19 protein-coding genes are annotated in these 22,195 nt (G+C 68.7%); 5 read left to right on the top strand and 14 right to left on the bottom strand.

The genetic code is table 11. From position 1 onward, the window contains the following. The 6 genes from hfq to QFZ27_RS25775 all read right to left on the bottom strand — a co-directional run bounded on the left by hfq (position 1) and on the right by QFZ27_RS25775 (position 7,587). On the bottom strand, positions 1 to 243 hold the full coding sequence (hfq, locus tag QFZ27_RS25750; protein WP_026870608.1) for an RNA chaperone Hfq: 243 nt from the start codon (positions 241 to 243) through the stop codon (positions 1 to 3). Positions 244 to 361: 118 nt separating this feature from the next. Next, positions 362 to 1,216: a D-amino-acid transaminase gene (locus QFZ27_RS25755; RefSeq protein ID WP_429229316.1), complete on the bottom strand. Its 855-nt coding sequence runs from the start codon at positions 1,214 to 1,216 to the stop codon at positions 362 to 364. 30 nt (positions 1,217 to 1,246) lie between these two features. Then, positions 1,247 to 2,650: a nitrogen assimilation response regulator NtrX gene (ntrX, locus tag QFZ27_RS25760; protein WP_429229317.1), complete on the bottom strand. Its 1,404-nt coding sequence runs from the start codon at positions 2,648 to 2,650 to the stop codon at positions 1,247 to 1,249. After that, on the bottom strand, positions 2,640 to 4,967 hold the full coding sequence (locus QFZ27_RS25765; protein ID WP_429229318.1) for a sensor histidine kinase NtrY-like: 2,328 nt from the start codon (positions 4,965 to 4,967) through the stop codon (positions 2,640 to 2,642). The genes ntrX and QFZ27_RS25765 overlap by 11 nt, the downstream gene beginning before the upstream one ends. A 32-nt stretch (positions 4,968 to 4,999) precedes the next feature. Further along, positions 5,000 to 6,454 carry a nitrogen regulation protein NR(I) gene (gene ntrC / locus QFZ27_RS25770; RefSeq protein ID WP_429229319.1) on the bottom strand — a complete coding sequence of 485 codons (1,455 nt, stop codon included), beginning with the start codon at positions 6,452 to 6,454 and terminating at the stop codon, positions 5,000 to 5,002. Beyond that, entirely contained in the window at positions 6,451 to 7,587 is a 1,137-nt protein-coding gene (locus QFZ27_RS25775) for a two-component system sensor histidine kinase NtrB (protein ID WP_429229320.1), read from the bottom strand. The genes ntrC and QFZ27_RS25775 overlap by 4 nt, the downstream gene beginning before the upstream one ends. A gap of 366 nt (positions 7,588 to 7,953) precedes the next feature. On the opposite strand from QFZ27_RS25775, the gene QFZ27_RS25780 reads away from it, so the two are divergent. The 4 genes from QFZ27_RS25780 (at position 7,954) to QFZ27_RS25795 (ending at position 11,703) form a co-directional block, all read left to right on the top strand. Further along, positions 7,954 to 9,102 (top strand): bifunctional 2-C-methyl-D-erythritol 4-phosphate cytidylyltransferase/2-C-methyl-D-erythritol 2,4-cyclodiphosphate synthase, encoded by a 1,149-nt coding sequence (locus tag QFZ27_RS25780; RefSeq protein ID WP_429229321.1) that lies wholly within the window; start codon positions 7,954 to 7,956, stop codon positions 9,100 to 9,102. Next, positions 9,102 to 9,593, top strand: coding sequence for a phosphatidylglycerophosphatase A family protein (locus QFZ27_RS25785; RefSeq protein WP_429229322.1), 492 nt, complete (start codon positions 9,102 to 9,104; stop codon positions 9,591 to 9,593). The genes QFZ27_RS25780 and QFZ27_RS25785 overlap by 1 nt, the downstream gene beginning before the upstream one ends. After that, positions 9,590 to 10,108: a CinA family protein gene (locus QFZ27_RS25790; protein WP_429229323.1), complete on the top strand. Its 519-nt coding sequence runs from the start codon at positions 9,590 to 9,592 to the stop codon at positions 10,106 to 10,108. The genes QFZ27_RS25785 and QFZ27_RS25790 overlap by 4 nt, the downstream gene beginning before the upstream one ends. 62 nt (positions 10,109 to 10,170) lie before the next feature. Then, entirely contained in the window at positions 10,171 to 11,703 is a 1,533-nt protein-coding gene (locus QFZ27_RS25795; protein WP_429229324.1) for an alpha/beta fold hydrolase, read from the top strand. Here the strand turns inward: QFZ27_RS25795 and QFZ27_RS25800 are convergent. From QFZ27_RS25800 to eno, 8 genes are all read right to left on the bottom strand, one after another. Further along, a complete protein-coding gene (locus QFZ27_RS25800) occupies positions 11,655 to 12,122 on the bottom strand; it encodes a type II toxin-antitoxin system RatA family toxin (RefSeq protein WP_429229325.1) in 468 nt (155 codons plus the stop codon). The two genes, QFZ27_RS25795 and QFZ27_RS25800, sit on opposite strands and share 49 nt — an antisense overlap. A 66-nt stretch (positions 12,123 to 12,188) precedes the next feature. Next, positions 12,189 to 13,172 carry a lipoyl synthase gene (gene lipA / locus QFZ27_RS25805; protein WP_429229326.1) on the bottom strand — a complete coding sequence of 328 codons (984 nt, stop codon included), beginning with the start codon at positions 13,170 to 13,172 and terminating at the stop codon, positions 12,189 to 12,191. 85 nt (positions 13,173 to 13,257) lie between these two features. Then, entirely contained in the window at positions 13,258 to 14,655 is a 1,398-nt protein-coding gene (gene lpdA, locus QFZ27_RS25810) for a dihydrolipoyl dehydrogenase (protein ID WP_429229327.1), read from the bottom strand. Positions 14,656 to 14,746: 91 nt separating this feature from the next. Next, positions 14,747 to 16,078: a pyruvate dehydrogenase complex dihydrolipoamide acetyltransferase gene (locus QFZ27_RS25815; protein WP_429229328.1), complete on the bottom strand. Its 1,332-nt coding sequence runs from the start codon at positions 16,076 to 16,078 to the stop codon at positions 14,747 to 14,749. Between the two features lie 23 nt (positions 16,079 to 16,101). After that, positions 16,102 to 17,502: a pyruvate dehydrogenase complex E1 component subunit beta gene (locus QFZ27_RS25820; RefSeq protein ID WP_429229329.1), complete on the bottom strand. Its 1,401-nt coding sequence runs from the start codon at positions 17,500 to 17,502 to the stop codon at positions 16,102 to 16,104. 58 nt (positions 17,503 to 17,560) lie between these two features. Continuing rightward, the gene (gene pdhA / locus QFZ27_RS25825; RefSeq protein ID WP_429229330.1) at positions 17,561 to 18,538 is read right to left on the bottom strand and encodes a pyruvate dehydrogenase (acetyl-transferring) E1 component subunit alpha; all 978 of its coding nucleotides are present in this window, start codon (positions 18,536 to 18,538) and stop codon (positions 17,561 to 17,563) included. Between the two features lie 190 nt (positions 18,539 to 18,728). Further along, positions 18,729 to 19,064 carry an FtsB family cell division protein gene (locus QFZ27_RS25830; RefSeq protein ID WP_429229331.1) on the bottom strand — a complete coding sequence of 112 codons (336 nt, stop codon included), beginning with the start codon at positions 19,062 to 19,064 and terminating at the stop codon, positions 18,729 to 18,731. A 50-nt stretch (positions 19,065 to 19,114) separates the two neighbouring features. Next, the gene (eno, locus tag QFZ27_RS25835; protein ID WP_429229332.1) at positions 19,115 to 20,395 is read right to left on the bottom strand and encodes a phosphopyruvate hydratase; all 1,281 of its coding nucleotides are present in this window, start codon (positions 20,393 to 20,395) and stop codon (positions 19,115 to 19,117) included. 201 nt (positions 20,396 to 20,596) lie between these two features. On the opposite strand from eno, the gene QFZ27_RS25840 reads away from it, so the two are divergent. Beyond that, positions 20,597 to 21,832: a class I SAM-dependent methyltransferase gene (locus tag QFZ27_RS25840; protein WP_429229333.1), complete on the top strand. Its 1,236-nt coding sequence runs from the start codon at positions 20,597 to 20,599 to the stop codon at positions 21,830 to 21,832. The last annotated feature ends 363 nt before the right edge of the window (positions 21,833 to 22,195 follow it).

Consider the following 22,195-nt stretch of genomic DNA (forward strand, 5'->3'; position numbering starts at 1 on the left):
TCAGGCCTCTTCCTTCTGCGGCTCGAACAGCTGGATCGGATGCGCCGGCATCACCGTCGAGATCGCATGCTTGTATACAAGCTGCGAATGGGCGTCGCGGCGGAGCAGGACCGAGAAGTTGTCAAACCAAGTGATGATACCCTGCAGCTTTACCCCGTTGACGAGGAAGATGGTCACCGGGATCTTGTTCTTCCGGACGTTGTTGAGGAACACGTCCTGAACGTTCTGTGCCTTTTCCGACATTAGTTGGATCCTGCTGCTTGATTTTATTGGAGCCCCGAGGGGCCCGAGCCACACGATGTGGCACCGTCCGACAATATGGGAAGCGCCGGCCCGGAGAAAAGGGAACAATGGTGCATTGTCATGTTGCGCCGGCACTGGAGGCATGGGCGACATAGGCCTCCAGCAGCCGTCGGCCGAGCGGCCCGGGCGTGCCGTCGCCGACCGAGCGGTCGTCGATCTGCAGCACCGGGGTGACGAAGCTGGTGGCGCTGCTGAGGAAGGCCTCGCGCGCGGCAAAAGCCTCCTCCAGGCTGAACGGCCGCTCTTCGAAGCGCACCCCTTCCGCCGCCGCGATCTTCAGGATCGACTGGCGGGTGATGCCGTTGAGGATCTCGTGGCTGGCCGGGCGGGTGACCAGCACGCCGTCCGCGGTCAGGATCCAGGCGTTGGACGAGGTGCCCTCGGTGACAAAGCCGTCCTCGTCCACCTGCCAGGCCTCGAAGGCGCCGCGCTCCGCCGCCTCCTGCTTGCCCAGCACCTGGGGCAGGAGGCCGACGGACTTGATGTCGCGGCGCTTCCAGCGGATGTCGGGGATGGTGATGACGCGCACGCCGGTGCGGCCATGCGGCGCCAGCGTCGTCCGCCGCGTGGTCATCACCAGGGTCGGCCGGGCCGCGGCGGGAAAGCGGAAGTCGCGGGGCGCGACGCCACGGGTGACCTGGAGGTAGATCAGCCCGTCGCGCACGCCGTTGCGCTCCAGCAGCCGCCGCATGATCAGCCGCAGCACCCGCCGCTCGCACGGCCAGGCGATGCGCAGTTCCTGCAGCGAGCGGTCGAGCCGGTCGAGATGGCCGTCCTCGTCGATCAGGCGGCCCTGGCGGATGCACACCACCTCATAGACGCCGTCGGCGAACTGAAAGCCGCGGTCCTCGATATGCACCGCCGCCCGGGCATGCGGCACATAGCGCCCGTTGACATAGGCGTCGCGCGCCATTCCCCGATGTCTCCCGTTCCTCTGCGACCGTCAGTCGACCAGCTTGCGGTCGCCGGCACCGTGCACGCCCAGGCTCTTCATCTTGCGATGCAGGGCCGAGCGCTCCATGCCGATGAACTCGGCGGTGCGGCTGATGTTGCCGCCGAAGCGGGTGACCTGGGCGATCAGGTACTCGCGCTCGAACAGCTCGCGGGCGTCGCGCAGCGGCAGCCCCATGATCTCGCTGCCGCGGTCGCCACGCAGCACCGCCGGGGCGATGGCGCCGATCTCCGGCGGCAGCATGTCGGCATGGATCGGCATGCTGTTGTCGCCCGCCGCCATGATCAGCAGCCATTCGACGACGTTGCGCAGCTGCCGGACATTGCCCGGCCAGCTGTAGGCCTGCAGCGCCGCCATGGCGTCCTCGCCGACCTGGCGCGGCATGAGGCCCTGGCCGTCGGCGGCGCGCTGCATGAAATGGCGGGCCAGCAGCGGGATGTCTTCGCGCCGGCTGGCCAGCGGCGGCACCGCGATCGGCACGACGTTGAGCCGGTAGTACAGGTCCTCGCGGAACCGGCCTTCGGCGATCTCGCTCGGCAGATCCTTGTTCGAGGAGGCGATCACCCGGACGTCGACCTCGACCTTGGTGGCGCCGCCGACGCGGACGAAGGTCTGCTCCTGCAGCACCCGGACGATCTTGCCCTGGGTGGCGAGCGGCATGTCCGCCACCTCGTCCAGCAGCAGCGTGCCGCCATGCGCCTGCTCGAAGGTGCCGACCTTGCGGGTGGTGATGGCGCCGTCGACCATGACCTCGACGCCGAACAGCTCCTCCTCCAGCCGGTCCGGATGCATCGCGGCGCAGTTCAGCGCGATGAACGGGCCTTCGGCGCGCTTGGACAAGGCGTGCAGCTGGCGGGCCACCACCTCCTTGCCGACGCCGGCGGGGCCGGTGATCATCACCCGGCTGCCGGTCGGCGCCACGCGTTCGATCTGCTGGGTCAGCTGGCCGATCATCGGCGACGCACCGACAAGCTCGACCTCGGTGCCGGCGCGTAGCCGCAGCTCGGCATTCTCGCGCCGCAGCCGCGCCGCCTCGATGGCGCGGTCGACCATCAGCAGCAACCGGTCCGACTTGAACGGCTTCTCGATGAAATCGTAGGCGCCGTGCTTGATCGCGGTGACCGCGGTCTCGATGTTGCCATGGCCGCTGATCATCAGCACCGGCACGCCGGGATGGTCGCGCCGGATGATGTCGAGCAGCTCGAGTCCATCGATCGGGCTGCCCTGCAGCCAGACGTCGAGGATCACCAGGCTGGGCTGGCGCGAGGCAAGCTCGTGCTGCGCCTGCGTCGTGTCGCCGGCTTCCCGCGTCGTATAGCCTTCGTCCTCCAGGATGCCCGAGATGAGCATCCGAATATCCGCCTCGTCGTCGACGACGAGAATGTCATGCGCCATGGCCCACCGCGTCCTTGGAGCCCGCAGCTGTCACCCGATCGGTCGATGCATCCGGCTCGTCGCCGGTTGGAACGGCCGGCACGCCTGCCTGTTCCAACGGAAAGACGAGGCTCACCCGGGCCCCACCGCCCGGGCGGTCCTCGAGGACCAGCCGGCCGCCGTGATCCTCCATGATTTTCTTGACGATGGCGAGCCCCAATCCGGTGCCCTTCGTGCGGGTGGTGACATAGGGTTCGGTCAGCCGATCGCGGTCGACCGCTGGCAGGCCCTTGCCGTTGTCCTCGACCGTGATCCAGGCCTCGTCATCGGCATAGTCCAGCACCATCCGCACCTGCCCCTTCGGCAGGTCGTGGCCCGCGGCGAGGCGGCCCTCGATCGCGTCCGCGGCATTCTGCAGCAGGTTGGTGACCGCCTGGGACAGCTGCCGGGAGTCGCACGGCACCAATGGACGGGAGTCGGGCTGGCTGAAGGCGAAGCCGATCTTCGCATGGGCGTTGCGCTGCAGGAACAGCGCCTGCTGACAGGTCTCCGACAGGTCGATCGTCTTCATCACCGGCGTCGGCATGCGGGCGAAGGCCGAGAATTCGTCGACCATCCGGCCGATGTCGCCGACCTGACGGACGATGGTCTCGGTACAGGTGATGAAGGTCTGCGGATCATCCGTGATCTGCTTGAGATATTTTCGTTTCAGCCGCTCGGCCGAGAGCTGGATCGGGGTCAGCGGGTTCTTGATCTCATGCGCGATCCGGCGGGCCACGTCGGCCCAGGCCGCCTTTCGCTGCGCCGACAGCAGCTCGGTGACGTCGTCGAAGGTGACGACGAAGCCCTGGATCTCGCCATCCAGCCGTTCCGCGGCGATGCGAGCCAGCAGGGTACGCATCTCGCCGTGGCGGCGGATCTTCACCTGACCTTCCACCACCCGGCCCTGGCGGCTGCGGGCGCTCTCGATCAGATCGGCCATCTCCGGCACCGCAGCCTCCAGGGAATGGCCGACCAGCTCGTCGACCGAGCGGCCGAGCAGATCGGTGGCAGAGCGGTTCGGCAGATGGACCCGGCCGTCTTGGTCGAGGCCGAGTACCCCGGCCGAGACGCCGGACAGCACGGTCTCGGTGAACTGGCGGCGCTGATCGAGCTGGCGGTTGGCCTCGATCAGCTCGCGGCGCTGGCTTTCCAACTGGTTGGTCATGCGGTTGAACGACCGGGCCAGGCTGCCGAGCTCGTCGGTGCTGTCGCTGCCCTGGACCCGGTACGACAGGTCACCCGCCCGCACCCGCTCCGACGCCATGATCAGCTCGCGCAGCGGTCGCACCAGCGTGTCGGCGAAGACCAGGCCGATCCAGACCGCGGCCATCAGCAACAGCACCGCCACGGTGACGTAGATCGCGGTGAAGATCAGCTGCAACTGCGACCGCCGTCCCTCCAGCGCCCGGTAGTCGGCGACCGCACCCTTGGTCTGCTCGACATAGGCCAGCGCCTCCGGGTCGACCTGCTTGCCGATCAGGAGGAAGGCCTCGAAGGGAAAGCCGTTCAGCCGCACCAGCGCCCGCACCCGGTCGCTCTCGCTGTCGACGATCAGCTCGACCGGGCCGTAGCCGGCATCGCCGGAGGTCGCCCGCTCGAAATGTTCCTGGCCGACCATCTCCAGCTTCAGGCCCTTGGCGAAGGCGGATTCGGCGACGATCTGGCCCTTGCGGTCGATGATCCGGATGTCCGGGATGCCGTAGGTCGAGGTCATGCTGCTGAGGATGCCGACCAGGGCGGACCGGTTGCCGGATATGAACTCCGGATACTGGGCGTAGGCCCGCTCGACCGTGTAGGCGATGCTCTGTGCGGCGTAGCGGATGCTCTTCTGGTTCTCCTCGAGATAGACCTGCGCGACCGAGAGCGATTCGTTGATCGCGGTCGAGACCCGTTCGGAGAACCAGGTCTGCACGCCGATGTTGAAGATCACGGCGGAGAAGATCGCGACCAGGATGGCGGGCGCCACCGCCACCACGGCGAACAGCGCCACCAGCCGAACATGCAGGCGTGACCCGGCCGAGCCGCGGCGCCGCTCCGCCCAGATTCCGACCAGCCGCCGCGCCACGATGGCGCCGAGCATCAGGAGGATGGTCAGGTCGAGCACCAGCAGCAGCGACACCCGGTCCGCGTCCTTGCCGAACAGCGAGTTGGTGCTGAGTGCGGTGTAGGTCGCGATGCCGGAGGCGACGGCGGCGAAGATCAGCACCACCGCCAGCTTGTTCTCCAGCCCGACCCGGGCCGCCCATTGGTAAAGCTGCCGCCAGAGAGAGGTCGGGCTCGCGGCGTTGGTTGTCATCGGCGGTTCTGCAGGCGCTACGGTCAAGCGGCCTAGCTTAGGCCACGGACCACCGGAATGTCTAACTCGCGGATCTTCTTGCGCAGGGTGTTGCGGTTGAGGCCCAGCAGCTCGGCCGCCCGGATCTGGTTGCCGCGGGTGGCGGCCAGGCTGAGCGTGATCAGCGGCCGCTCGACCTCGCGCAGCACCCGGTCGTACAGGCCGCTGGCCGGCAGGCTGCCGGCATGGGCGGCGAAATAGTCGCGCAGATGGCGCTCGACCGCGGCCGACAATCCCTCTCCGGCCGGCTCCACGCCGGGCTCGACCATCCCGGCCTGCGGCAGGGCGTCGCTCAGCTCGGCCTCGACCACATCGATGCCGATCGTTTCCTGCGAATAGAGGGCGCAGAGCCGCCGGGCCAGGTTCTCCAGCTCGCGGACATTGCCGGGCCAGCGGTGCCGCGTCAGCCGCTCCATCGCCCGCTTGTCCAGCGCCTTCTCGCTCATCCCCTCGGCTGCGGCGCGGCGCATGAAGTGGCTGACCAGGGCCGGGATGTCCTCCGACCGCTCGCGCAGCGGCGGCAGCCGGATCGGCACGACGTTGAGCCGGTAGAACAGATCCTCGCGGAACAGCCCCTGCCGCACCATGGTGCGCAGGTCGCGATGGGTGGCGGCGACGATGCGGACATCGGCCCGGATCGGGGTGCGGCCGCCGACCGTGGTGTACTCGCCCTCCTGCAGCACCCGCAGCAGCCGGGTCTGCGCCTCCATCGGCATGTCGCCGATCTCGTCCAGGAACAGCGTGCCGCCCTGGGCCTGCTCGAACCGGCCGGTGGAGCGCGACAGGGCGCCGGTGAAGGCGCCCTTCTCATGGCCGAACAGCTCGGATTCGATCAGGTCGCGCGGGATCGCCGCCATGTTGATGGCGACGAAGGGGCCGGAGCGGCGGCGGCCGTAATCGTGCAGGGCCCGGGCCACCAGCTCCTTGCCGGTGCCGCTCTCGCCGGCGATCATCACGGTCAGGTCGGTCGCCATCAGCCGGGCCATCACCCGGTAGATCTCCTGCATCGCCGGCGACCGGCCGATCAGCGGCATCGCCTCCTCGCCGTCCTCGGGCTCCCGCCGCTCGCCCCCGTCCTGGCGCGGCAGGGTCAGGCCGCGCTCGACCACCCCGACCAGCTCCTTCAGGTCGAACGGCTTGGGCAGGTATTCGAAGGCGCCGCGCTCGGTCGCCTTGACCGCGGTCAGCAGGGTGTTCTGCGCGCTCATGACGATGACGCGCAGCTCCGGCCGCAGCTTCTTGATCCGCGGCAGCAGGTCCAGCCCGTTCTCGTCCGGCATCATCACATCGGTGATGATCAGGTCGCCGACACCGTCCTGGATCCATTTGTACAGGGTCGAGGCGGTGCCGGTGCTGCGCACCTCGTGGCCGAGGCGCGACAGGGCCTGGGTCAGCACCATGCGGATGGCGCGATCGTCATCCGCGACCAGAATGGTCCCGCTGGTCATGCTTCGCTTCCGTTGTCTTCGCCGTGCGCCACCGGTTCGGCGTGGATCGGCAGGGAAATCTTGAACACCGTGCGGCGCGGCTCGCTCTCGAAGCCGATCAGCCCGCCATGGTCGCCGACGATCTTGGCCACCAGCGACAGGCCGAGGCCGGAGCCCTCCGCCTTGGTGGTGACGAAGGGGTCGAACAGATGGTCCTTCAGGTCGTCCGGGATGCCCGGGCCATTGTCCTGGATCGCCACCATCAGCGGCAGGTTCAGGCGCTGGCTGGTGCCCTGCACCGCGATCGCCACGCCGCGCTGATAGGCGGTGGTCAGGACGATCTCGCCATCCTCCGCCACCGCCTCGACCGCGTTCTTGATCAGGTTCAGGAAGACCTGGACAAGCTGGTCAAAGTGTCCCGACACCGGCGGCAGCGACGGGTCGTAGCGTTCGATGAAGCGGACATGGCGGCCGAAGCCGGTCTGCGCCACCTGGCGCGCCCGCTCCAGCACCTCATGGATGTTGACCGGGTCACGGTTCAGCGGGCTGGGGTCGGAGAAGGCGTCCATGCGGTCGACCAGCCGGACGATGCGGTCGGTCTCCTCACAGATCAGCCGGGTCAGCGCCCGGTCCTCGTCGCCGACCGTCTGCTCCAGCAGCTGGGCGGCGCCGCGGATGCCGGAGAGCGGGTTCTTGATCTCATGCGCCAGCATCGCCGCCATCGCGGTCATCGACCGGGCGGCATGGCGGCGGTTCAGCTGGGTGTCGATCCGCCGTGCCACCGATTCCTCGAACAGGCTGAGCACGGCGAGATCGGGCGGATCGACCAGCGGTGCGACCGTCACCGAGACGGTGCGGCGCCCGATCCGCGGGCTTTCCAGCAGCATGCCGTAGTCGCCGACGCTGCGGTCCTGCTGGATCGCCTGGTCGATCAGGGCGAAGAGCGGGCTGTCGCCCGGCACGAAGCCGGTCAGGTCCTGGCCCAGCAGGGCGGATTCGCTGGCATCGAGCAGCTGCTGCGCGGCCAGGTTGACGAAGCGGATCACCCGGTCGCGGCCGACCGCCAGCACCGCCACCGGCAGCGAGGCCAGCAGCGCGAAGGGATCCGGTTGCGGCTGGGCCGCGGCGATGGAGATCGGTTTCAGGTTGGGCATGAGCGACGAAAGGATTGCAGGCGCCAGATCAGCCTATCGCCTAAATTTTGTCCAATGAAAGTTTTGCCTAACCAATAAGCAGACATGGCATCCGACCCTGATTCTGGTGTTCCTCGCGGCATAGAGACAACATGACGCTGCCGCGGCGCCGCCGGCGGCGCTGGTCAAGCAGCAAGGTGTGGCTGCCGGCCGGCGGGCAGGCGTCGCCTGCTGGCCCAATGACGCCGGCCGACAGCGACGGGGGCCGGCTCGAGAACCGCCGGGGTCGGCTGATCCCGCAATAAGGCCCGCAAGTGCCTTCCGCTTGTCTCCCCGGGGGCGCCGCCCTATCGTGCGGCGCCTTTCGTCCAGGAGACCGAGCGGATCATGCCACGCCACGCCGCCGTCATCGTCGCCGCCGGAACCGGCGAGCGGTTCGGCGGCTCACTGCCCAAGCAGTACCGCCCGCTGGCCGGCAGCTCGGTATTGCGCCGGTCGGTCGAAGCGTTCCGCGCCACCGGCCGGTTCGACGACATCGTCGTGGTGATCCGTGACGAGCACCGGCCGATCTACGAGACCGCCACCGCCGGCCTCGGCCTGCCCGAGCCGGTGATCGGCGGCGCTACCCGGCAGGACAGCGTCCGCGCGGCCTTGGAATGGCTGGCGCCGCGGGCGCCGGATCTTGTCCTGGTGCATGACGCGGCCCGGCCGCTGGTCGACCGCGCGACGATCGACCGCGTGCTCGACGCCCTGGCCGATGCGGAGGCCGCGATCGCCGCGGTGCCGGTGGTCGACACGATCAAGCGGGCCGAGTCCGGCATCGCCGTCGGCACGGTCGACCGCAGCGGCCTGTGGCAGGCGCAGACGCCGCAGGGCTTCGATTTCCCCGCCCTGCTGGGCGCCCACCGTGCCGCCGCCGGCGAGGCCTTGACCGACGATGCCGCCGTGGCCGAGCGCCAGGGCATCGCCGTGCGCCTGGTCGAAGGCCATGTCGACAACTTCAAGATCACCACGGAGGCGGACCTGACCCGCGCGGAACGACTGCTCGGCGGCGTCGCCGACATCCGGACCGGCACCGGCTTCGACGTGCACCGCCTGATCACCGGCGACGCCGTCATCCTGTGCGGCATCCGCATCCCCCACGTCGCCAAGCTGGAAGGCCATTCCGACGCCGATGTCGGGCTGCACGCCCTGACCGACGCGCTGCTGGGCGCCATTGGCGCCGGCGATATCGGCCAGCATTTCCCGCCCTCGGACGAACGCTGGCGCGGCGCCGATTCCGCCGCCTTCCTGGCCCATGCCGCCGAGCTGGTGCGGGCCCGCGGCACGATCCTCAACGTCGATGTGACGCTGCTGTGCGAGCGGCCGAAGATCGGCCCGCATCGCACCGCCATGGTGGCCCGGATCGCCGAGATCCTCGGCATCGACGCCGAACGGGTCAGCGTCAAGGCCACCACGACCGAGCGGCTCGGCTTCACCGGCCGCGAGGAGGGCATTGCCGCCCAGGCCTCGGCGAGCGTCCGGATCGAGCGCTGATGCCGTCATTCCGGCCGCTCCCTCCCGGCTGCACTTTCTGGCAGCCCTCGACGCTGCTGGCGACAGTCGGCGGGATCGGGCTGATCCGGGTGGCCTCCGGCACCTGGGGCTCGCTGGCCGCCCTGCCCCTCGCCTGGCTGCTGTGGCGGCTGGGCGGACCGGCGGCGGTGGCGATCGCCGGTGTCGTCGTCGGCCTGATCGGGATCTGGGCGGCTGGCGCCGTCTGCCGCGGCGGCGAGGCGGATTCGAGCGCCATCGTGATCGACGAGGTGGCCGGCCAGTTGCTGGCCCTGGCCCCGGTGGCCGGGCTGCCGTGGCTCTACCCCCTCGCCTTCGCCCTGTTCCGGCTGCTCGACATCGCCAAGCCCTGGCCGATCTCCTGGCTCGACCGCGAGCTCGGCGGCGGCTGGGGCGTGATGCTGGACGACATCGCCGCGGGCGCGGTTGCCGCCGCGGTCTGCGCGGCGGTGCTGGCGGGAGGGCTGGCATGATCGACGATGCGGATCTCGCCCTGGCCACGCAGGTGCTGGAGTCCTGCCGGGCCCGCGGGCTGACGCTGGCGACGGCGGAAAGCTGCACCGGCGGGCTGGTGGCGGCGGCGCTGACGGCGATCGCCGGCTCCTCCGACGTGGTTGAGCGCGGCTTCGTCACCTATTCCAACGCGGCGAAGGTCGAGCTGCTGGGCGTGCCGACGCAGCTGATCGCCGACAAGGGCGCGGTCAGTGCCGAGGTCGCGGCGGCGATGGCCGCGGGGGCACTGCTCCGCGCCCGGGTCGGCTTGGCCGTGGCCGTCACCGGCATCGCCGGGCCGGGCGGCGCCACCCCGGGCAAGCCGGTCGGGCTGGTGCATTTCGGCCTCGCCCGCCAGGGTGCGGCGACGCGCACGGAACAGCGTGTTTTCGCCGGCGACCGGGCCGCGGTCCGGGCCCAGGCGCTGCGGCTGGCGCTGGAGCTGCTGCTGGCCGGCGCGCAAGCTGCGAAAACCGCATCCCCCCACGCCGGCTGACGCGGGTTGCCGGCCGGCGGGGCGCACCGCATCATGGCCGGCGAGACTCACACGAAAGTATCGTGCCAGTGCGCCTGCCTCCGGCCTCGAATCTTTGGCCCCTTCTCGCCTTCGGCGCCCTGATCCTGTTCGCTTTTCCGGCTTCCGCGGCCTCCGGCTTCGAGAGCACGCGCTGCGTCTTCGCCGTGCCGCGCGGCGAGCGGGCGACCTGCGGCTTCGTCGCCGTGCCGGCCCATCGCGAAGGCGCGCGCGGCCGCAGCCTCCGCCTCTATGTCGCGGTGCTGCACAGCCGGGCCCAATCGCCGCTGCCGGACCCGGTGATCTTCCTCAACGGCGGCCCCGGCGATGCCGCCTTCGGCGACGATGCCGACACATGGTGGCAGATCAGCCGGCCGATCCGCGAGGCGCGCGACTTCATCGTCTTCGACCAGCGCGGCGTCGGCCAGTCGCGGCCCAGCCTGGACTGCCCGGAGCTCGACCGCATCTCCGAGCGGAACTGGAAGCCGGGGATGGGCCGGGCCGAGGTGCTGGCGCTGGAACGGCCGGCGGCGGTGCGCTGCCATGACCGCCTGACCCGCTCTGGCATCGACCTGTCGGCCTACACCACCGCCGAGGCCGCGGCCGATGTCGACGACATCGCCGCCGCGCTGAACTATGAGAGCTACAATCTGGTTGGCGTGTCCTACGGCACCCGGGTGGCGCTGGCGGTGATGCGCGACTTCCCCGACCGGGTGCGCAGCGCCGTGCTGGACAGCGTCTACCCGCCGGGGATCTTCGACCTCGACACCCAGCCGGCGCTGATCGCCCGCGTGTTCCGGCGGCTGTTCGGCGAGTGCAAATCCAGCCCCGACTGCGACGCCGAGTACCCGCTGCTGGAGGCGCGCTTCGACGGCATGCTGGCGCAGCTGCGATCCCAGCCGGAGACGATCCGCCAGGCCCGGCGCAGCATCCGGGTCGATGACGGCATCGTGCTCGACGCGCTTTACGCCACCTTCTACGACCCGGCCGTCCTGCCCGACCTGCCGGAGCTGATCGACAAGGTGGCGCGCGGCGACCTGAGCGCCCTCTCCCCCTGGATAGGGCCGGTGTTCAGCGGCGGGCCGAACCGGTCGGACGGGCTGGCGCTGAGCGTCGCCTGCAGCGAGAGCTGGCCCTTCGCCACCCGCGACACGCTGGCCGCGTCGGTGGCCGCCTCCGAGCCCTATGGCGGCGACGCCGCCTATGCGCTGGAGTGGCAGGTCTGCGATTCCTGGCATGTGCCGCCGATCTCGGCGGTCGATGCGGTGGCGGTGTCGAGCGCCACGCCCACCCTGCTGCTGGCGGGCAGCTTCGACCCGATCACGCCGCCGGAATACGCCTATATCGCAGCGCGGACCCTGACCAATGGCCGAGTGGTGGAGTTCCGGGCCGGCAGCCATTCGATCCTGAGCACGGAGAGCTGCGCGCCGGAGCTTGTGGCCCGCTTCATCGACATGCCGGCGGCGCCGCTCGATACGCTCTGCGCCGATCGCACCCTGGCGCCGCGCTTCACCACGGCCGGACTGGATCAGCCGCCCTCGGCGGCGGCCGCAGGCACCGAGGCGCGATCGCCGTAGAGCGCCCGCGCCCGGGTCTCGAAGGCGGCGACCATGCGGCGGAAGGCCTCGTGGAACACCGCGCCGATCAGGGTCTGCAGCACCCGCGAGCGGAACTCGAAATCGACATGGAAGTCGATCTCGCAGCCATTCGGATGCGGCAGGAAGTGCCAGCAATTGGTCAGCCGTTTCATCGGCCCGTCGACATAGGCGACGTCGATCCGGCTGCCGGGGGTCAGCGTGACCCGGCTGGTGTAGCGCTCGCGGATCATCTTGAAGCCGATGACCAGATCGGCCGTCAGCACATTGCCCTCACGCTTGCGGATGCGCGCGGCCAGGCACCAGGGCAGGAAGCTGGGATACGCCTCGATATCCGCCACCAGCTCATAGAGCTGCTGGGGCGTGAAGGGCAGGACACGGCGTTCGGTGTATGACGGCATGATGGATCCGCGGGACGGCTCGACGACCTAGATTAGACCGTCGGCGGCCTCCCGCCAGTGCGACCTTCAGGCGCCCTGTGCCAGCGCGACCAGGTCGATCGATCCGGAGGCGGCGGCCAGCTTGGCCAGGCGGGCGGCCTTCAGCTTCTCGAAATCGGCGCCGGCGTGATAGGAGGACCGGGTCAGCGGCGAGGCCGAGATCATCAGGAAACCCTTGGCCCGGCCGATCTTCTCGTGGCTCTGGAACTCCTCCGGCGTGACGAAGCGGTCCAGCTTGGCGTGCTTGGTCGTCGGCTGCAGGTACTGGCCGATGGTCATGAAGTCGACATCGGCGGCGCGCAGGTCGTCCATCACCTGCCCGACCTCCTCCGCCGTCTCGCCCAGGCCGACCATGATGCCGGATTTGGTGAAAATCGTCGGGTCCAGCTCCTTCACCCGCGACAGCAGCTGCAGCGAGGTGAAATAGCGGGCGCCGGGCCGGATCGAGGGATACAGGCGGGGCGCGGTCTCAAGGTTGTGGTTGAAGACGTCCGGTCGCGCTTCGACAACGATTTCAACGGCTCCTGGCTTGTTCTTGAAGTCGGGAGTGAGGATCTCGATGGTCGTGTCCGGCGCCGCGGCGCGAACCGCGCGGATGGTTTCGGCGAAATGCCGGGCGCCGCCGTCGTCCAAATCGTCGCGGTCGACCGAGGTGATGACGATATGGCTCAACCCAAGCCGGCCGGCGGCCTCGGCGACATGCTGCGGCTCATGCGGGTCGAGCTGGTCGGGCCGGCCGGTGGCGATGTTGCAGAAGGCGCAGGCCCGGGTACAGACCGAGCCCAGGATCATCACCGTGGCGTGGCCCTTGGCCCAGCACTCGCCGATGTTGGGGCAGGCCGCCTCCTCGCACACCGTGTTCAGCTTGAGGTCCCGCATCAGCCGGCGGGTCTGGTTGTACTCGGCCGAGACCGGCGCCTTGACCCGGATCCAGGCGGGCTTGCGCTGGATCGGGTTGTCCGGGCGGTTGGCCTTTTCGGGGTGGCGGAGATGGGGCTCTACAGCGGACATGATCGTCCTTGCGGGGTTGCGGCCGGTTCCGGCGGCGCCTCACCCAAAGATGGGGAAACGCCGCACGAAGCCAAGCTCGCTTTGCTCAATAGTGGATTGCGCGGCCGTAAGCGTCCAGGACGCTCTCATGCATCATCTCGCTGAGTGTCGGATGCGCGAAGATGGTGTGCATCAGCTCCGCTTCCGTCAGCTCGCCGGTCTTGGCGACGACGTAGCCCTGGATCAGCTCGGTGACCTCGGCGCCGACCATGTGGGCGCCCAGCAGCTCGCCGGTCTTGGCGTCGAACACGGTCTTGACCATGCCCTCCGGCTCGCCCATCGCGATCGCCTTGCCGTTGCCGATATAGGGGAAGCGGCCGACCTTGACCTCGTATCCCGCCGCCTTGGCCTTGGCCTCGGTCAGCCCGACCGACGCCACCTGCGGCGTGCAGTAGGTGCAGCCCGGGATGTTGGTGACCTCGATCGGGTGCGGATGCTGGCCGGCGATCTTCTCGACGCAGATCACGCCCTCATGGCTGGCCTTGTGCGCCAGCCAGGGCGCGCCGGCGACGTCGCCGATGGCGTAGACGCCCGGCTCGGCCGTCTCGAGATACGGGCCGACCACGATGTGGCCGCGGTCGACCTTCACCTTGGTGTTCTCCAGGCCGATGTTCTCGACATTGCCGTCGATGCCGATCGCCAGGATCACCCGGTCGGTGGTGATCTTCTCGGTCTTGCCGCCGACCTCGATGGTGGCGGTGACGCTGTCGGCGCCCTTCTCCAGCTTCTGGGTCTTGGCGCCGACCAGGATGCGCATGCCCTGCTTCTCGAACTGCTTCCTGGCGAAGGCCGAGATCTCCTCGTCCTCCACCGGCAGCACGCGGTCGAGCATCTCGACCACGGTCACCTCGGCGCCCATGTTCCGGTAGAAGCTGGCGAATTCGATGCCGATGGCGCCCGAGCCGATGACCAGCAGCGACTTCGGCATGGTCGGCGGGACCATCGCCTCCTTGTAGCTCCAGATCAGCTTGCCGTCGGCCTCCAGCCCCGGCAGGTTCCGGGCCCGCGCGCCGGTGGCGATGATGATGTGCTTGGCCGCCAGCGTCTCCTTGCCGCCGGCCTTCAGCGCCACCTCGACCTTGCCGTCGCCGAGCAGCTTCGCGCTGCCGTCGAACACCGGCACCTTGTTCTTCTTCAGCAGGTGCTTGACGCCGCCGGACAGCTGCGAAGCGACCTTGCGCGACCGATCAACCACCTTCTTAAGATCGAAACTGATGTCTTTGGCAGAAAAGCCATATTGGTCGAGATGCTTCAGCAGATGCGAGATCTCGGAGGAGCGCAGCAGCGCCTTGGTCGGGATGCAGCCCCAGTTCAGGCAGATACCGCCGAGATGCTCGCGCTCGACCAGCGCGGTCTTCAGCCCCAGCTGGGCAGCGCGGATCGCGGCGACATAGCCGCCCGGGCCGCCGCCGATCACCAGGACGTCGAAGCTGGTATCAGCCACTGTCGTGTCTCCTTGCTGCCACCCGCATCCCGGCGGAGGCGATCACGGGGTCGCCGGTCGGGGGCCGGATGGTGCCGGCCCCCGCAAGCGATCAGAGCATCATGCTCAGCGGGGCTTCCACCAGCGCCCGGAAGGCGGCCAGGTATTCGGCCCCGACCGCGCCGTCGACCGCGCGGTGGTCGACCGACAGCGTGCAGCTCATCACCGTGGCGATGGCCAGCGCGCCGTCCTTGACCACCGGCCGCTGGGTGCCGGCACCGACCGCCAGGATGCAGGATTGCGGCGGGTTGATGATCGCCGCGAAGTCCTTGACCCCGAACATGCCGAGATTGGAGATCGAGAAGGTGCCGCCCTGGTACTCCTCGGGCTTCAGCTTGCCGTCGCGGGCGCGGGCCGCCAGGTCCTTCATCTCGCCGGAGATCGTGCCCAGGCCCTTGCGATCGGCGTCCTTGATGATCGGGGTGATCAGGCCGCCCGGGGTCGCCACCGCGACCGAGACGTCGACCCGCTCGTACTGGATCATCGACTCGTCGGTCCAGGAGGTGTTGGCCGCCGGCACCTTGCGCAGCGCCAGCGCCGCCGCCTTGATGATCAGGTCGTTGACCGACAGCTTGACGTCGCCGCGGTCGTTCAGCTCCTTGCGCAGCTTCAGCAGCGCGTCGAGCTCGATGTCGACCGTCAGGTAGAAATGCGGGACGGTCTGCTTCGACTCCAGGAGCCGGCGCGCCACCGTCTTGCGCATGTTGCTGTGCTTCTGCTCGCTGTACGGGATGCCGAAGGCATCGGCCAGCTGCTTGGCGTTCGGACCGCCGGCGGCCGCCGGCTTCGCGGCCGGAGCGGCAAGCGCGGGCTTCGCCGCCTCGGGCGCCGCGGCGGCCGGCTTGGCGGCGGGAGCGCCGCCGGCCACAGCCGCGTCGATATCCGCCTTCACGATGCGGCCATGCGGGCCGCTGCCCTGCAGCGCCGCCAGGTCGACCCCGGCCTGCTGCGCCATGCGGCGGGCCAGCGGGCTGGCGAAGACGCGGCTGTCGTCATGGCCGTTGGTCGCCGGCTTGACGGCCGGAGCGGGCTGCGCCGCCGGGGCTTCGGCCTTGGCTTCAGACTTCGGCTCGGCCGGAACCTCGGCTTTCGCCTCGGCCTTCGGCGCGGGCGCGCCGCCCTTCAGCGCACCGGCATCCTCGCCCTCCTCCAGCAGGATGGCGATGACCTCGTTGACCGGCACGTTCTCGGTGCCTTCCGGCACCACGATCTTGCCGATGGTGCCTTCGTCGACCGCCTCGACCTCCATGGTCGCCTTGTCGGTCTCGATCTCGGCGATCACGTCGCCGGACTTGACCTTGTCGCCTTCCTTCTTGTGCCAGGTGGCGAGCGTGCCCTCGGTCATCGTGGGCGACAGCGCCGGCATCAGAATGTTGATCGTCATCGATCCCTCCCCTGTCCGGCGCCTTAGCGGTAGCAGGCGGTCTTGGCCGCCGCCACGATGTGCGATGCCTGCGGCAGCGCGAGATGCTCGAGATTGGCCGCATAGGGCAGCGGCACGTCGACCGAGCAGACGCGCCCGACCGGGGCGTCGAGATAGTCGAAGGCGTGCTCCATCATCAGCGCCGCCAGCTCCGAGCCGATGCCGGCGAAGGGCCAGCTCTCCTCGGCCGAGACCAGGCGGTTGGTCTTCTTGACCGAGTTGACGATGGTCTCGACGTCGAGCGGCCGGATCGAGCGCAGGTCGATGACCTCGGCGTCGATGCCTTCGGCGGCCAGGGTCTCGGCCGCCTCCAGCGCCTTGCCGACCATGATCGAATAGGCGGCGATGGTCACGTCCTTGCCCGAACGCACGATCTTGGCGCGGCCGATCGGGACGATGAAGTCGGGATCCTCCGGCACGTCGAAGCTCTGGCCGTAGAGCATCTCGTTCTCGAGGAAGATCACCGGGTTCGGGTCCCGGATCGCCGATTTCAGCAGGCCCTTGGCATCCGCCGCCGACCAGGGCGACACCACCTTCATGCCCGGGCAATGCGCGTACCAGCTGGCATAGTCCTGGCTGTGCTGGGCGCCGACGCGCGACGCGGCGCCGTTCGGGCCGCGGAACACGATCGGGCTGCCCATCTGGCCGCCGGACATGTACAGCGTCTTGGCCGCCGAGTTGATGATCTGGTCGATCGCCTGCATGGCGAAGTTGAAGGTCATGAACTCGACGATCGGCCGCAGCCCGGCATAGGCGGCGCCGACGCCGAGGCCGGTAAAGCCGTGCTCGGTGATCGGGGTGTCGATCACGCGCTTGGCGCCGAACTCCTCGAGCAGGCCCTGGCTGACCTTGTAGGCGCCCTGGTACTCCGCAACCTCCTCGCCCATCAGGAACACGGTCGGGTCGCGCCGCATCTCCTCGGCCATGGCGTCGCGCAACGCCTCGCGCACGGTGATGCGCTTGGTCTTGGCGAAGAACCTGTCCTCGTCGGTGGCGGGCGGCGCCTTGCTTGCCGGCGGCGCGGCCGGGGCGGCGGGCGCCCGGGCCTCGGATTTCGGCGCCTCGGCCTTCGGCGCTTCCGCCGAAGGCTCGGCCGCCGGGGCGGCCTTGCCGTTGGCCTGGGCGATGTCGCCCGCGCTCTCGCCATCGCCGAGCAGGATGGCGATCGGGGTGTTCACGGCCACGGCCTCGGTGCCCTCGGGCACCAGGATCTTGCCGATGGTGCCTTCGTCGACCGCCTCGACCTCCATGGTCGCCTTGTCGGTCTCGATCTCGGCGATGACGTCGCCCGACTTCACCGCGTCACCCTCGCGCTTCAGCCACTTCGCGAGCGTGCCCTCGGTCATGGTCGGCGACAGCGCCGGCATCAGGATTTCGGTGGGCATTGGGAATTCTCCGGCAGCCGGCGGCGCCTCGAGGGGGCGCCCGCCGGGTCGTGATGACTCAGGCTTCGATCAGAACGTCGGTGTAGAGCTCCGACGGATCGGGCTCCGGGCTCTGCTGCGCGAATTCCGCCGCATCGTTGACGATGCCCCGGATCTCCTTGTCGATCGCCTTGAAGTCGTCTTCGCTGACGCCGCCGATCGCGTCGATCTTCTTGCGCACCAGATCGATCGGGTCGTGCGTCTCGCGCATCTTCGCCACCTCCTCCTTGCTCCGGTACTTGGCCGGATCGGACATCGAGTGGCCGCGATAGCGGTAGGTCATCATCTCGAGGATGGTCGGCCCCTCGCCGGCCCGGGCGCGCTCCAGCGCCTCGGCCGCGGCGGCCTTGACCGACAGCACGTCCATGCCGTCGACCTGGACGCCCGGGATGCCGTAGGCCTGGCCGCGCAGATGCAGGTCGGCATTGGCCGAAGCGCGCTGCACCGAGGTGCCCATGCCGTATTTGTTGTTCTCGATCACATAGATGACCGGAAGCTTCCAGAGCGCCGCCATGTTGAAGCTCTCATAGACCTGCCCCTGGTTCGACGCGCCGTCGCCGAAATAGGTGATCGAGGCGCCGCCGTCTTCCTTGTAGCGATGGGCGAAGCCGAGACCGGTGCCGAGCGAGACCTGGGCGCCGACGATGCCGTGACCACCGAAGAACTTCTTCTCGCGGCTGAACATGTGCATCGAGCCGCCCTTGCCCTTGGAGTAGCCGCCGCGGCGTCCGGTCAGCTCCGCCATCACGCCGCGCGGGTCCATGCCGCAGGCCAGCATGTGGCCGTGGTCGCGATAGCCGGTGATGACGTCGTCGGCGGGCGTCTGCGCCGCTTGCATGCCGACAACCACGGCCTCCTGGCCGATATAGAGGTGGCAGAAGCCGCCGATCAGACCCATGCCGTACAGCTGGCCGGCCTTCTCCTCGAAGCGGCGGATCAGCAGCATGTCGCGGTAATAGCGCAGCAACTCGTCCTTGCCGGCGGCGGCGGGAGCCACGGCTCCCGACGTCTTCTCCTGGGCAGGACGACGTTTCGTGGCGGCCAATGGATCCTCCCTGGTCGGATAGCATCGGGTTAGTAGGCGCGCATAGTTTTGTCGCCTGGCCCAGTGCTACCCCGCACGGACCGAATTTGCAAGGCGCAGGTCCGTGGCCGCGCCGCCCTCGGCGCAAGGCAGACGCGCGGGTTTACTGGGCCGGCGTAGGGGCCGGCGCGGCCTTGGGAAAGAAAATGACGACATCGTCCGGCCTGGCGACATTCAGCATCGCCCGGGCCCGTTCGTCCAGCATGTCGAGGTCGACCTGCTTCGGGTCGATCAGCGCGGCGCGCTTTTCCATCTCCGTGCGCTGGGCAGTCAACTCGTCCAGCGTCGACTTGGCCTGGGCGACCTCACCTTGCAGCGCGTCACGGGCGAAGATGCCGTGATCGCCCTGGATCGCATGGTAGCTGAAATAGGCGATCAGGCAGACGCCGACCACCGGCCCGATGATCGGCCGCAGTTTCCGCCGGAGATAGCGAAACATGCTCATGGCTTCAGATCACCATAGGTCGGGGTCGGCGTCAATCAAAGCCCCTAGCGCTGGCGCAGCACCGACCGGCCGGCATAGCTGGCGGCGCGGCCCAGTTGCTCCTCGATCCGGATCAGCTGGTTGTACTTGGCGAGCCGGTCGGAGCGGCTGAGCGAGCCGGTCTTGATCTGCCCGCAATTGGTGGCGACGGCGAGGTCGGCGATGGTCGCGTCCTCGGTCTCGCCCGAGCGGTGCGACATCACCGCGGTGTAGCCGGCCTTGTGCGCCATCTCCACCGCCTGCAGCGTCTCGGTCAGGGTGCCGATCTGGTTGACCTTGACCAGGATCGAGTTGCCGATGCCGCGGGCGATGCCCTGCGACAGGCGCTCGGGGTTGGTGACGAACAGGTCGTCCCCGACCAGCTGGACGCGCTTCCCGAGGGCGCTGGTGATCGCGGCCCAACCCTCCCAGTCGTCCTCGGCCATGCCGTCCTCGATCGACACGATCGGGTATCGCTTCACCAGCTCCTCGTAATAGGCGACCAAGCCGGCGCTATCGAGGGTCTTGCCCTCGCCTTCCATGACGTAGCGGCCGTCCTTGTAGAACTCGGTCGAGGCGGCATCGAGCCCCAGCACCACGTCGTCGCCCGGCTTGTAGCCGGCGGCCTCGATCGCCTGGACGATGAAGCTCAGCGCCTCGTCGGCCGAGCTGAGATTCGGCGCGAAGCCGCCCTCGTCGCCGACATTGGTGTTGTGGCCTGCGTCCTTCAGCTTCTTGCGCAGGGCGTGGAACACCTCCGATCCGGTGCGCACCGCCTCGGCCAAGGTCGGCGCGCCGACCGGCAGGATCATGAATTCCTGGATGTCGATCGGGTTGTCGGCATGGGCGCCGCCATTGATGATGTTCATCATCGGCACCGGCAGCGTGCTGGCATAGGCGCCGCCGACATAGCGGTACAGCGGCAGGCCCGCATCCTCCGCCGCGGCGCGGGCCACGGCCAGGCTGACGCCGAGGATGGCGTTGGCGCCGATCCGGCCCTTGTTCGGGGTGCCGTCGAGCTCGATCATGGTGCGGTCGAGCTCGATCTGGTCCTCGGCGTCGAGGCCGGCCAGTGCGTCGAACAGCTCGCCGTTTACGGCATCGACCGCCTTGGTCACGCCCTTGCCGCCATAGACCGACTTGTCGCCGTCGCGCAGCTCGACCGCCTCATGGGCGCCGGTCGAGGCGCCGGACGGCACCGCGGCGCGGCCGAAGGCGCCGGACTCGAGGGTGACATCGACCTCGACGGTCGGGTTGCCCCGGCTGTCCAGAATCTGGCGGGCATGGATGTCGACAATCGCGGTCATAGGGCAGCCTCTCGCTTGCGCAGGAGTGGTAGGGGCGGGAATCGGCGCGGCCAGACTGTGCCGCGGACCAGAAAATGCAAGGTTTTTTACCTCTGCGCGTAGGGCAAGCCTCACATCTGCCGATTGTGGCGCGGCCATGTTGAAACTGCGTCAATTTGGGGAGTAGCCTCGCGACAAAAGTACGCAACTCAGGGTACCGAAATGCGGCTTCTCTCTCATATGCTGTCACGCTTCGTGCAGGCGGGACGCCTGCGGGTGACCGATGCCGGCGGCGTCGTCTACGACTTCGCGGGCAAGCAGCCCGGCCCCTACGTCTCGGTCCGCCTGCACGACCCCGGCCTGGCGCGCAAGCTGTTCACGGCCCCGGCGCTGTCGGTCGGCGAAGCCTATATGGATGGCACGCTGACGATCGAGGACGGGACCACGCTGCGCGATCTGTTCTCCCTGTACGGCCATAACTTCCAGGCGCTGGACGGCTATCCGCTGCAGGCGCTCTTGAATTCGGTCGGTCGCCGGCTGCGCCGGCTGCAGCAGCACAACCCGGTCGGCAAGGCGCAGGAGCACGTCCACCACCACTACGACCTGTCGCGCGAGCTGTTCGAGCTCTTCCTCGACGAGGACATGCAGTATTCCTGCGCCTATTTCGGCGACGGGGTGGGCACGATCGAGGCCGCCCAGACCGCCAAGAAGCGGCACATCGCCGCCAAGCTGCTGCTCGACGACGCCAAGAGCGTGCTCGACATCGGCAGCGGCTGGGGCGGCATGGCGATGACGCTGGCCGAGCTGGCGCCGGTCGAGGTGACCGGCGTCACCCTGTCGGTCGAGCAGCAGAAGCTGGCCGAGGAGCGCGCCCGCCAGCGCGGCCTGGGCAACCGGGTGAAGTTCGAGCTGCGCGACTACCGGCAGCTCGACCAGCGCTTCGACCGGATCGTCTCGGTCGGCATGTTCGAGCATGTCGGCGTCGCCTACTACGATGAGTATTTCGGCAAGGTCCGCGACCTGCTGGCCGATGACGGCGTCATGCTGCTGCACTCGATCGGGCGGATGACTCCGCCGGGCAACACCGGGCCCTGGCTGCGGAAATACATCTTCCCGGGTGGCTACGTGCCGGCGCTGTCGGAGGTGCTGGCCGCGGTCGAGCGCCAGGGCCTGTGGGTCACCGACATCGAGATCCTGCGGGTGCATTACGCCGACACGCTGGCGGCCTGGAACGAGCGGTTCCAGCAGCAGCGGGAGCGCATCGCCAAGCTGTATGACGAGCGCTTCTGCCGGATGTGGGAGTTTTACCTGCTGGGCTGCGAGAACGAGTTCCGGATGGGCACCTGCATGGTGTTCCAGATGCAGCTCGCCCGGAAGCGCGACGCCGCCCCCCTCACCCGCGACTACATCACCGACACCGAACGCCGCTACGCCACCATGGCCACGGCGGCGGAGTGAAGATCCATCGTCGGGAGCACGCAGGGTTCATGTGAACCCTGCCGCTTCCTGGATCCGCATGAACAGCCGATCGAAGTCCTGCTCGATGGAGTTGGTGAGCTGCTGCAGGATCTGGTCGTGCTCGGCGTCGGGCGCCTTGGGGACCAGAGTCGAGAGCTTCTGGGTGCTTGACTCATTTTCAAGGAACGGGAGCGTCGGACGGCGGCCTCCGCCGCCGTCACAGCACGAAGTCGGTGCTATCGACGGCGGCCGGCGCGTTCCGCGCCTGGCCGCCCGTTCAGTGACCGGCGATTGGCCAATCGATATCCTGGACCGTACTCCACATCGACGTCGCCTCGCTCCGATATAATTCCCAGACACCCA

It is taken from the genome of Inquilinus ginsengisoli, assembly GCF_050434925.1.
GTDB classification, from domain to species: Bacteria; Pseudomonadota; Alphaproteobacteria; order DSM-16000; family Inquilinaceae; genus Inquilinus; species Inquilinus ginsengisoli_B.